The sequence below is a fragment of the uncultured Fibrobacter sp. genome (assembly GCF_946062555.1).
GTDB lineage: Bacteria > Fibrobacterota > Fibrobacteria > Fibrobacterales > Fibrobacteraceae > Fibrobacter.
Map to the genome: position 1 here is coordinate 1 of NZ_CAMGVQ010000042.1, position 12,137 is coordinate 12,137.

A 12,137-nucleotide genomic window follows, 5' to 3' on the forward strand; every position below is an offset into this window, starting at 1 on the left:
CGAAATCATCGTAGGTGAGCAGGCGCCAGTCGTCGGGGCAGATACCTTGGTGGTTTGGCTTTATACTGTCGGCACAGCTCTTGGTATTGCATTCGCTGGGCAATTTCATCATCTCCGCCCACTGGTAGAGACCGCCATAGCGGTCACAGTTGATGGTGTCGTTGTCATAACAATAGCGTTCTACCTTCGAATCGTCAGCCTGGTCCTTGTCGCCGGCGACCATCTCTCCAATATTCAGGTTCTCAGCCATGGCAGTGACCGTCGCCGAGTCGCCTTGCCTGTTTACACCCTTGAACTCCATGTAATAGTAACTGCGTCCGTTGCGCGAATCAGTAAATGTCTTATAAACGCCCTCTTGCCCTATACTTCCAAGTGTCTGGGAATGATCAAACGGCACATATTCGCTACTACTCGACAAGGGCTTCGACGAGTTGCTGCTGGACTTTGCGCTGGAGGAGGACGCAGGATTCTCTGGTTTCGTCGAGGATGACGAGGTAAAAGAACTGCTTGATTTCACGCTCGATGAAGAAGACTTCGCAGAAGAACTGCTGTTCTCGCTATCAGGGGAATTTTCGTCATCGCCTTCGTCGCTGGATTCCGTGAAATCGCAGTCCATCTTCTCGATGAGTGAACCAAACACCCAGCCATCCTCGCCATCGCACACAGCCTTGCCGTGATATTCTACCAGGTAGGTGGCAACGCACTTCTGGCTCTTGCCGCAAGGTATGTCCGACAGCAGTTCATTCATTGTCTGCACCGTATCGGGAATACCGCCACGGTTGCCGCCATCGCTAGACCCGCTAGTGGAACTATCATCGCCGCAGGCATTGAGCGCAACAGCGAGCGGAACAACGCTTACAAGCGCCAAAACATTCAACAAACCGAACTTCATAAAAATTTCCTCGATCTTTTACAACTAAATAGTAGAAAAGAACCAAGCGACTCCCGACCGCCCGCAACAACAATTTTCCCTCAAACGCCCCTCATTTTTCACACATTTTTAGCCGAATTTTCTATATGTAACACCCTGTTACATATAGGCTGTTTTAGATGGTCTCCTGCTTGACTTTTGCATTTTACAGCTGTAAGGAAAGTGGACACAAAAAGTTCATTTTGATTTTGATCAGTCCTTGATGCAACGGAGAGAAAGTGATGCGCTTCGCGATATTGATGAAGCATGCAGTCTAGCACTGGAATTCATGCTATATGAATGATCCGTGGTTGAAGCACCTAAGAAAATTGTCGAGGAGCGAAAATTCGAATCTTTCAAATACCCAGTTGCCACCTTGGTTTCTGAAATATACCCTGACAGCATTTTAGGGAAACCAACATAGTCATTGTAGTTTGAATAGGAACCTACCGTAGAATCAATGGCATTCGCCAAGTCTTTCCACTCTTCATACGACGGAACGTGCCAGCCAGTCGGGCAAATTCCTTGAGCCTTCAGATACAGTGTGGAATCCTGTTGCTGTGAATAGTCGATATTTTCAGGGAGTTTCATGACTGTGTGCCATTTGTAGAGACGGCCCATGCTTTCACAGTTGCTTTCGGCAAGGCCCGGGCACAAACTTTCATCAACATCGCTGCCGTTGTATTTCAAGTTGTCCGCCATCCATGTGCGTCCAGCGATTTCTGTTGTTCTGTAAACATGGTTGTCGCGAGAATCCGTTAATGTTCCGTAGGGGTATTCCCAACCGTTTGCGGTGCACTTTGTCTTGTTGAGTCCGTTATCAACGAGCTCGCCAATGCGTGCGGAATTACATTCCCCAAGAACCGAGAGCATGGTTTGTATTGAACTGCTTGAGCTCACGGCGGAACTGCTTGAACTTTTTGCATAACTGCTGGAACTACCTGGGCTTGTCTTTTTGGTCCATTGTCCGCCACTGCAAAGGAATACAGTATCCGATACCGTAACCTGTTCGCCATTATTCTTGTTCAGGCAAGGTCCAATTTGCCTTTCCAAGTCGCTCAGTCTTTTCCAGGTGGAATACTGACACTTGTACGGAGTTCCGAACAAAGTATCGAGCATGTCGCGGTTGCTTGTATTGCATGATTCAAAGACCCATGTATAGTCTCCGATTTTCCAGGTTCCCTTTTCGCAGACACGTACCGTGGAGTCTTTTTCGTAGAGCACGACTTTATGGTAGCTTGAATCGGTGCATGGGCCAATTTCCTTTTCTATTTCGGTCAGCTGTCTCCAGCCTTGCTGTGCTGACGGGCACACTTGCTGTACAGAATCGAATGTAACGACTCGGCCAACATTGCTGCTGTCACATTTGCCGTAGATGTCATTGATGTATGGCTTTTCCCAGGAACTGCCGTGGCATGCATAGACTTCACCAGTTTTTGCAGTATCCAGTTTTCCATAAATATCCTGGTAGCAATAGCCAAGTTCCTTATTGAGGCCGACAAGTTCCGTCCAGTACCAGTTTTCGCAAACGTAGGTGCGTCCACTGATTTCCACTTGCTTATAGCGGATTTCGGGCTGGCAAACTTCGCCAATTTCTGTAGGACCGGCAACTTTCCATCCGTTCTTGGTGCAAACAAGCATTGTGTCTGCATACCAGAACCTGGCCGAGGTATCGGAACATGCCTTTGCGGATGTGCCTGTAACAGCATGCCAGCTGTCACTGCCACATTCATAGCTAGAATCCTTTTCTGCCACGAAGACATTTTCGTAGCGGTTGTAGCTTTCGCATGCAGGGAGCTCGTTGAACTTCGCCACAAAGCCGAGCGGCCTTACGCACTTGGCGTAATAGAAACCGTTTGAAGAATCATCTTCAAAGAAGTTTTTGCCAAGGGAGTCTATGACAAACGCATAGCCGTCGCCTGTTTTATAATAGCCGTAGGTTCCAAGGTTCTTGCAGGCCAACGTATCGTTCTTTTGGCAGTAGCCGCCGGTAGAAAGTTCGAGCTTTGCCGCCGAATAGGAGTATGCTCCCCTGCTTGCAAGGCTGTATCCCTTTGGGCATACTTTGCCAATGCTATACCTGTTGTAGTAGAGCCTTCCATATTTTTCGCAATTGTCGTCATCATAGTCGTAGCAGGTGCTCTTGACGCTATCGCTTTCGATACGGATGGCTTCCTTGATCCACTTGTAGGGCCCAATAACGACTGTACTGTAAACTGCGTTGTTTACGGAATCGACAACCGTGGTGTCGTCATTTTTGAACTGCGAAATGTCAATGACCACCGCCGAAGAAAGTTCCTTCCAAGAGGAGCTGCTCTGAGCCGATGAGGAAGATTCCTGTTCAAGGTCGTTGGAGGATTCCGGGTTTTCTTCGCCACTGTTGCTTGCGCTTGCGCTGTCATCACTGCATGCAGCAAAGGCAAAGAGCATTGCTGTCATGAAAAATAATTTAGGATAGCTCTTCATTATTCAACCTCCCTAGTAGTCCTTGACGCAACGGACGCCATGAGCGAAAACCTTGCTGTTGAGCATGTTCATTTCCGGAGTTGTGGTCGAAAAATTGTCATAATCCACGACATCCGAAATTATCGTAGTTTTGCTGTTAGCAAAGCTAGCTCCCCAAAAGTAGCCGGCAGTATCTATCTGTTCAAAACCTGTAACAACATCAATGCCGTTACGATACCATTGGTAACGGAAGCCAGTCCCTGCGACTTTCAGGCCGATTGCATATACAGGAATTTCCGAATTGTTCACAGCTCTTCTAAGCGACGATAGTTCGTCTTCATCCGGGATATGCCACCCTGCCGGGCAAAGTCCCTGCCATTGTGGCTTTATCTGGTCATATCCAAGGATAGTCTTGTCGTAGATGGAATCAAGCTGCATAGCAGTGTGCCATTGATAAAGGAGGCCCCTGCTTTCATATTTGATGTTGTCGTTTGGATACCAGAAACGATCTACTCCAGCGCCCTTGTAGCGCAAGTTTTCGGCCATCCAGGTCTTTCCGTCAAAAGTAGTTGTGTAGTAAACGTTTCCATCGCGAGGGTCCTTGAGAGTTTCGGTCAAAACAGCCTTCCATGAACTAGCCGTGCACTTGGCGGTAACCATTGAGTCGGAATAAATAGCACCTTCCAGCGCAGTTGTACACTTCTTGAGTATTTCCTCCCTTGTAGCTTCCTTCCAAACATTAGGGTCGGGGGTTCCAGAGCAGATGTAGTACACGTCTTTGTAGCTAATCAGCAAGTTTGCCCTGGGTTTTGCGCAGTAGCCTGCTACCGAGTCTATCGGCTGCATTGCATACCACTGGTACGATCCGCGGTCGATGTCGCAAATGTATTCGACTCCGTTGAATACGCCCGACAGTTTAGTTTTTGTCGAAGAACAATTCCCATAAACATCGCTTACCGAAGCGGCAACCCATGAATTGCTCGTGCACTTGTAAGAAATTCCACTTGCAGTTTTCTTTATGGTGCCGACAAGGTCAGCCGTGCATGCGCCAAGGGAAGCTACATCGTTTGTTATTTTTCCCCAGGAGAACTGTACGTTTTGCGACTGCGATGACGGAACCTCGATTCTGCACAAATAGGATGTGTCCCTGTACGTCTTGATTTTGCCTAAGGTAGTGTCGGTGCATGCGCCAATGGATTGTTCAATGCTGCTAAGCTGCTGCCAGCCGTAGGTGCGGCACTGGTAAGACTTGGTTCCGATTGCGGTAACCTTGTTCATATTCGCCTGGTTGCAAACGCCAAGGTAAACGGTGTCAGAAATAGCGACCCAGCTTCCGGCTTCGCAACGCATTGCCGTATTGCCGTCAACCTTTACAGAAAGTTCCTTGGTGCAGCTCGCCGGGTTTGAAGAACTGGAATAAATATTGATCGAAGAGGAACTCAAGATTGTCTGTAGCGACAAGTTCCAGCCATTTTCATCGCAGGTATATGGAAGGTTTTGGAACATTTCCGTCCTATATTGGCTGGGCTTTTTGCAGAATCCATGGACTTTTTCAATTTCCTCGAGCGATCTCCAGCCATCTTCTTCACAGACCTGCGTTATGGGGCCTATAGTCATGACGGAATCACGCATGGAATCATCGCAGTCGTAAAGATCGACTGGTGCTGCGTAGGTCCATGTTTCGGATTTGTAAAAGCGCTTGCTTCTGCAAACGAATATGGCAGTATCGCTCTTGAACAGTGCACCGGCATCGTCGCAGTGGTCAGCAAAGATACTCGAAGAATAAACGGGCCTCCAACCATATTCCCCGCAATGCAGATCGTCTTTTATGCTCCATACATAAAAAGAATCCACAAGGGTACGCGCTTCGTCGTCACATTCCGGAAGATCTTCAAACTTTGCAACCACATGGGCGTATTTCATGCAGCGCAGCGAATAGTAGGTCATGTTGTCCTGTTCCGTTGCGTAGCTTGAATCCTTCGAAATATGGTAGGCCTTGTTCTTTGCCGTAATGAATGCACCTACGGAATCGGCGCCAATGCAACCGGAGGAATCCGAAGTATTGCAGAATCCGCCAAGCGTAATTCCAAGCTTTTCATCAAAAATTCTTCCATTCCGCACAAGGTATTCCCATTCGCTCTTGAGCGGTAGCCTAAAGTTGCCCGGGCACAGCTCCCCCGCATCCAACGGTCTGTAAAGCCTGCCGTACTTTTCGCAAGACTTTTCATCGTTACCGTAGCAGGTGCTGTTGATAACCTTCGGCTTTACCGAAATGTTTTCTGCAAGCCAAACAAACGGGCCGACCGTAACCGTCTTGTACTTGATGCCTGTATTTTCATCCAGGTAAAAGCCCTCGTCGATATTGATTTCAGAAATATCGATATGCGTAGTCGAAGAATACTTTGTAGAAGAACTACTTTTAGAGTCGCTGCTAGATTCCGGGGAATCGCTGTCGGAGGACTCAAGCCCAGACGAAATTTCCTCTTCATCTGGTGCGCTGCTAGAAATTTCGCTGCAAGCAAAAAAGCCAATGGATAAAAGGGCAATGCAAATAGTCTTGATAAACTTGTCTAACATGTCTCACTCCTTACTTCGAAATAGCCCATGACGTTCCGTTGCAGAAATAGCGCTGGCCGTCTAGCCCATTAACAAGCTTTCTATAGTTTATTTCATCGCATGCGCCAAGGGCCTGCGTCAAGTCGCCAGACAAAACCCAGTTGCTGCCGTTGCATACCATGCTTGCCCCGGCATAGGTTGCCGTTTTGCCCTCGAAATTTTCCATGCACATAGTCCCGATGCTCCAGTTGAGCGCCGTAGTAACGACCCAGCCATTTTCGGAACAGCCATAATACTTGCTGATATACTTCTTGGTCGCACCCAGGTTACTGTTGTCGCACTTTCCAAGGAAATCCTTGTCTGTAGCGATTCTCCACCCCGTAGAATCGCACATGTAGTTACTGCCGTTATACACCTTGAATTCGCCACGGTTGCTTGCCTGGCACAAGCCGATCTTCTGTTCTAGCGTAGAAGATACGGACCAAATGCCGCTTGTAGAGCAGTAGTATCTTGTTGGCGAAGTGTAACCGCCAGAAGTCCAGTCAACAATATCGTATGCCCTGTCAGCGGTACATTCCCCGTGAACCTTCGAAATGTAGCTTGCCCCCGCAGAATGCCAGCCGGTAGAATCGCAAACATAATAGGCGTTGTACCCATCCTTCTCCAGTGAACCGAACCTCTTGCTATAGCAAATTTTCCCAAGAGTTTTTTCAAGGGTGGTAAACGCACGCCAAGAAGTGTCCGCGCAGGCATAACGATTTTCATTGAATGTTGCGGAATCTCCGTTGCGGGTTTCAGTACACTTGCCATAGACATCGACAAGGTTTGCCGTCCTCCACCTCAGGGAATCGTTGCACACATAGATAACTTCATTTAGCGTATCTAGCGCACCCGCGATCTCGCTTGTGCAAAAGCCGAATTCAATTTCAATATCAGAAAGGCGGACCCAGCCGGTATCGTTGCAACCATAATAATCCCCATTGTACGGAATATATTGCCCTTCTTTTTTCTTATTGCATTCCCCTACAATGTCCTCAAAAGAAGCCTTGCGCCACCCTGTAGAATCACAATAGTAATTGTCATTTTCAATGGAGCCGACAAAGCCAAGAGCTTCGGCATTGCATAGGCCAAGCTTTATTTCTGTAGCGGTAAACTTGCGCCAGGAATCATTTTGGCAAACATAGCTAACGCCGTTGAACTTCGTTGTAGAGCCGTCATTTGCAGCGCCGCACTCAAGATCCACGTCATCTATTTCTGCAATTTCCCAGGAACCATATTTGCAAATGTAGGTAGTGTCGTTGACTACTGAGGTATAGCCCTTTCTTACATGTTCGCAATCACTATTGAAGTTGTCAACCCACTTGTAGGAGCCGTTACAGCGGTAGTTACTCTGGGCATCCGTCACATAGAATTCCCCGAGACTCATTTGAGAAGCGCTATCGCAGGTAGGGAGGTTTTCTACGGACTTCACTATGTAGGTTCTAGAAATGCAGCGTAGCGAATAGAAACCGTTATTCTCGACAGGCACAAGGGAACCGGTCAACCCGTCATTTGTCACGAATACGGTATTGTTCGCCGTCAGGTAGAACGATTTCGAACCTTGCCTTTGGCAGTTCAGTTCACCGTCGTCGGCCTCGGTACAAAAGCCAGCCATCCTGATGTTCATACCGAACTGTTGTTCCTTGTCTAGCGAACTTCTGTAGTTTTTCAGCTCTTTCCAATCCTGTTCCGATGGAATTTCAAAGCCCTCCGGGCAAGCTTTCTCCGCCTTTGTAGCACGATAGAGCATGCCGAAATTTTCGCAGTTCGCATCATCCAGGTCGTAACACATGGGGCCGGCAGAGAACGTATCGTAATGAATGTCGCTCATGAGCCACTGGTACGTTTTGAACTGCACCAAAGCATAGGTATTGCCGCTCCTGGAATCGTAATACTCTCCCACGTTCAGGCTGTCAAACGAGGATTCATGCGGAACCGTATCCAAAACATCTTGATTTGACTGTTCGGAACTTTCCTTGGATGGACCAGAACCGCTATCATCGCCGCAGGCTACGAGTGCCATAAAGATTGGTACTGCGCACCCAAGAGCCAATGCTTTAAAACAATTGATCTTCATAAAAATTTCCTCGTTCTTTTACAACTAAATAGTAGAAAATAACCAGGCTGTTTTCATAGTCAATTCATGAAATTTTGCAAGAAACAGCCCAACAAAATGTCTTGCACAATTTATTTGTTCAAACTATATTCCTCCACATCATAATTCTCTAGAAGCAAAATATGAAAAAAACTGATTCTTCTTTCTGCTATTGCCATAGCTGCTGTTTTTGACAAATGGGCTTGCAGAACTCACTTTACGGCTCTGCAAGGCCTGGTTGAACATTTTCCATTAGTTATATTAGGTGTACTATTGTACTAGATAAATTTGGAGGCATAATGAAAAAAAACTTGTTCCCGATAACTATGGCTCTTGGCTTTGCTTTGACGCTAATTGCCTGCGGCGACAGCGGTACCAATTCCGGTAGTGAAGACGAGACTGGCTCCGGCGACAAAAATTCTTTTGAGAATTCAGGAACAAAAGACGGCGTCGTCAAAATGAGCTCCATGGTTGACCCGCGTGATGGAACAACCTATAAAATTGCTCGGGTCGGTACTCAAGTATGGATGGCCGAAAATCTAGCTTTCTACGACACGCTGTGGAATCCGAAGATGGCAACAAACAATGTTGAGCAATCTTCTGATGGTGAGTCTGGACGCAAGTATTCCTATGAAGTGGCAATGAATTTTGCCTACTATGATGATAGCTTGTATAACGATGGAATATGTCCTCCGGGCTGGCATTTGCCGACCATGGCTGAGTTTGACGAGCTTAAGACGTTGGTAACCTCTAAATGCGATTCCACTACATTCTGTGGCTTGGCTGAACATGGTTGGGGCGGCTCCAACACTTATTGGACCAGTACATCTACGGATTATGGTGTTCGCATCGATACGGAGTACGGATACAAGTACGAATCCAATTCCCGAATGGCAGTCTGCTATTCCATCGATCTAGGCGACCGTAAGCCATTTGAACCCAATTTTTCAGGAAAGTCTTCTGAAATGTATGTTCGCTGTCTTTTGGGTTCCAGGGTGGATTCCGCCGATGCCATGAAAAAGTTTCAAAGTGTTCGCCAAAACCGTCTTGATTCCATAAAAATAGCGCAAACTCAATTGGTCCATGACTTGAACGGAGCAAAAAATCATTTCAACGGCGATCTTGAATACAGCTATTTTACAGATGAACGCGACAGCAATGTTTACGGATATCTAAAAATCGGCAATTATACCTGGATGGCAGAAAATTTGAGATATGCACCAGGAAAATATCTGCGTGACCGTCAGGATACAATTGAGTATTATTCAATAGGACGTGTTTATTATGGCAGCCAGAGAGATTCAATCTGCCCTAGTGGCTGGCATGTGCCGTCGGTGGCTGAATGGCAAGATTTGTTCACGGTCGCAGATAATATGGGAAACCTCATGGCAACAAATTCCTATTGGGATCCTTCTGAGGTAAAGCCTACGAATACGACCGGTTTTACCATGTTGCCGACTAGGAAGTTTTTGGGGAAAGTGGAAAAGAGTCCCTTCAATGAAACCGAGTTTTGGACAAGCGAAGACTCTTTGGAGGTAAGAATGGTAATTGATACAGTTTACACCGATTCTGTTGAGGCTGAAAATTTCACCTTGGATACGACATACGTTGATAAGCTCTATAATTTATACTATGAATATAGCTGGATAGGGAAAAATTTTGATTTAGAGATGGGCAGTTCTACTCATGGGCTCTACGCTCGTTGCGTGAAGGATTATTAAAATAACAAAGTAATGGATAGCGCAAGCCACTTGCGCCTCCAAAAGTTCCTTGTCGTTGCCCGGGTCAACCGTGATGCGAGCGACGGCGTCGTCAAGCACGCGAGCGTTAAAAGCAGGGAGTTTGTCGCTGCTCCCGGCATGCTTCAGCAGATAGAACCAGATCAATAATAATATACTTAATTTTTTCGGTAACTGGTCGGGCAGCGTTCTTTGCAATCGAATTTTCGCTGTAGATGCTCCAGGCGTCGCGATAATTTTCATCAAAATTGATCGGGAAATTGCAAATCCAGACCGAGAACACGTATGGGATTTCATAGCGGCGCTTTTCACGCTCGGCAACATCCTTCGGGTCATTTGACGGATACTTCTTCTTGATTTCATCGTCCGAGTGCAGGATGGCGTTCAAGAAACTTACCATCGCGACTTCGTTTTTCAGCAGCCGCTTGAAACCCGGATCGAGCGTCACGCCAAACGTTCTACCGTCTAATCTTTTAGACAACGGACCGGGGATCCATAATCACTTGCACTATCTCCAATCCTTCCGACACTTTTCCCAAAATATGTTCCTATTTTTAGAGCGATTGCGTATCCCTCACGCGCGTTGTTGCTATCTGCAGCCCAGAAATTCACTTGATCTCCCGCATCTTGTATTTTACGATACCAGGTACTGTAATAGCCGATAAGTTTTGCCGAGAATCCATAAATGTCAGAACCTCCATCATCAACACTCTTTAGGTTGATTCCTGCTGAGTCTCCCCCTCCCACATAAACAAGCAAAGATTCAAAATCGGCTGGACTAGGAACATGCCAACCTTCGGGGCATATACCTCGTACAATACGGGGGAGATTGTCTTCATCAAAGAGTTTTTCGTCGTTAAGAGCCGAAGTCCATGTGTAGAAATATTCACTGTCAGCAACCCAGAAACGGCCTTCACATTTGAATTTCATGTTCTCTGCCATCCAAGTCTGGTCGCCAATTTTAACCGTCTTGTAAGTATGACCGTCACGTTCGTCAAGTAATGAACCATACTTTATGCCAACCGACGAGTACACCGTATCCTGCACGCAGGTCTTTGTAACAACATCGTTTCCGCCGCCGTCTTCACAGGTAGCTTTTGCGGCGTTGAAGGCCATTTCCATGCCAACCTCAGATTCCATGTTGTACATGGAGTAAGTCTTGCTGTTCTTGGAACCATCGGCGTTCTTGATTGTTATGATGAGGTCCTTGCCGTCCGCAGCGTAGGTATATTCGGCATCGTCGCCAAAAGCATCCTTGCGCACAAAGTGCCATGTACTTATGTCGGTCTTGACCATGGCGTCGCAAGCGCCCACTTCGGTGCAGGTTTCCTTAACTTCAAACCCCAGCCCGTCATCTACTTCTGCAGAACTGCTAGACCCTTCGACATCGCTCGGAGCGACGCTTGAAGAACTACCCTTCTCGCTATCAGGGGAATTTTCGTCATCGACTTCGTCGCTGGAGCCACCAGCCTTCACGCTGCTCGACGACTTTGCAGAATTCGGCTTTGTCTGGTCGTAGGACTTGAACCACTTCTCGCCGTCGCATTCGTAGTTCTCTTCGAGTTCGGTCACGTAGACCTTCTCGCCGATGACACCCATGCCGCACCCGTAGGTCTCTAGTTCTTCCATGTCGGCCACTTCGGCGGGGAGCCCCGTCCCTTTCGGCGAAGACGACCCGTCGTCCCCGCAGCCCCAAAGGGCAAAGATTGCCGCCAACAAGAAGATGGTTAGAGATTGCTTCCCCTGAAACAAGTTCAGGGTCGCAATGACACGCTGGAAAGACTTCTTCATAAAACATCCCCGTCTATAGTCTACCTGTTCAAATATAGCAATGGAAATGGCATTTACCCCCCCCCTATTGTAAAATTTAGGAAACAAGTCGAAAGTCCAGAATAACGCAGAAAAACAACTTTTTTCAAGGTTTTCCGTCAAAAATTTCCTATATGACTCAACTTAGGACATATAGGAGTCATAACTTACCAAATGTAGGCATTTTATGGTAGATTTGGCGAATTATAAAAGACGTCCAAAGTGATTGATTTTGGAATCTGCCTGGCGCAGGAATTGGGTTTTAGACCGAGCGATGTCACGAAGGTAAGCATCGGTGACCTTCATTTCACAGATGTTGATGACGTTGTCGATGCGGTCGATCAGAAGGTCGAATTGTGCGCCGTCTTTCCCCGTATATATCCAGCTACATGGGGCACTTTCTATTCCAGAGATTCCGAGTGCGTTCAGGATTTGCGGATAATGCTGAACATATCGATTTTCGACTTCGAGTTGACAGACGACGAAATGAAGCAAATTGCCGCACTCGATACGGGACACCGCTACGAAAACTGGTGAAAATCGT

Annotated in this window: 8 protein-coding genes; 2 read left to right on the plus strand and 6 right to left on the minus strand. The window is 47.1% G+C overall.

The features are described from left to right. The 4 genes from Q0P86_RS11755 to Q0P86_RS11770 all read right to left on the minus strand — a co-directional run. Positions 1-892 (minus strand): FISUMP domain-containing protein (locus Q0P86_RS11755; RefSeq protein ID WP_295039631.1); only part of this gene is annotated, 892 nt, incomplete at its 3' end. 231 nt (positions 893-1,123) lie between these two features. Then, positions 1,124-3,349, minus strand: coding sequence for an FISUMP domain-containing protein (locus Q0P86_RS11760; protein WP_295039632.1), 2,226 nt, complete (start codon positions 3,347-3,349; stop codon positions 1,124-1,126). A 39-nt stretch (positions 3,350-3,388) separates the two neighbouring features. Further along, a complete protein-coding gene (locus Q0P86_RS11765) occupies positions 3,389-5,932 on the minus strand; it encodes an FISUMP domain-containing protein (protein ID WP_295039634.1) in 2,544 nt (847 codons plus the stop codon). Between the two features lie 10 nt (positions 5,933-5,942). Then, positions 5,943-8,027, minus strand: coding sequence for an FISUMP domain-containing protein (locus tag Q0P86_RS11770; protein ID WP_295039636.1), 2,085 nt, complete (start codon positions 8,025-8,027; stop codon positions 5,943-5,945). 317 nt (positions 8,028-8,344) lie between these two features. Here Q0P86_RS11770 and Q0P86_RS11775 point away from each other — a divergent pair, with 317 nt between their 5' ends. Next, a complete protein-coding gene (locus Q0P86_RS11775; RefSeq protein WP_295039638.1) occupies positions 8,345-9,766 on the plus strand; it encodes an FISUMP domain-containing protein in 1,422 nt (473 codons plus the stop codon). A gap of 106 nt (positions 9,767-9,872) precedes the next feature. Here Q0P86_RS11775 and Q0P86_RS11780 read toward each other — a convergent pair whose 3' ends face one another. Both Q0P86_RS11780 and Q0P86_RS11785 read right to left on the minus strand, forming a co-directional pair. Further along, a complete protein-coding gene (locus tag Q0P86_RS11780) occupies positions 9,873-10,265 on the minus strand; it encodes a hypothetical protein (protein ID WP_295039640.1) in 393 nt (130 codons plus the stop codon). Further along, complete coding sequence (locus Q0P86_RS11785; RefSeq protein WP_295039643.1) at positions 10,250-11,575, minus strand: FISUMP domain-containing protein; 1,326 nt, start codon at positions 11,573-11,575, stop codon at positions 10,250-10,252. The genes Q0P86_RS11780 and Q0P86_RS11785 overlap by 16 nt, the downstream gene beginning before the upstream one ends. A 240-nt stretch (positions 11,576-11,815) precedes the next feature. On the opposite strand from Q0P86_RS11785, the gene Q0P86_RS11790 reads away from it, so the two are divergent. Further along, positions 11,816-12,130, plus strand: a complete 315-nt coding sequence (locus Q0P86_RS11790) for a hypothetical protein (RefSeq protein WP_295039646.1) — start codon at positions 11,816-11,818, stop codon at positions 12,128-12,130. The last annotated feature ends 7 nt before the right edge of the window (positions 12,131-12,137 follow it).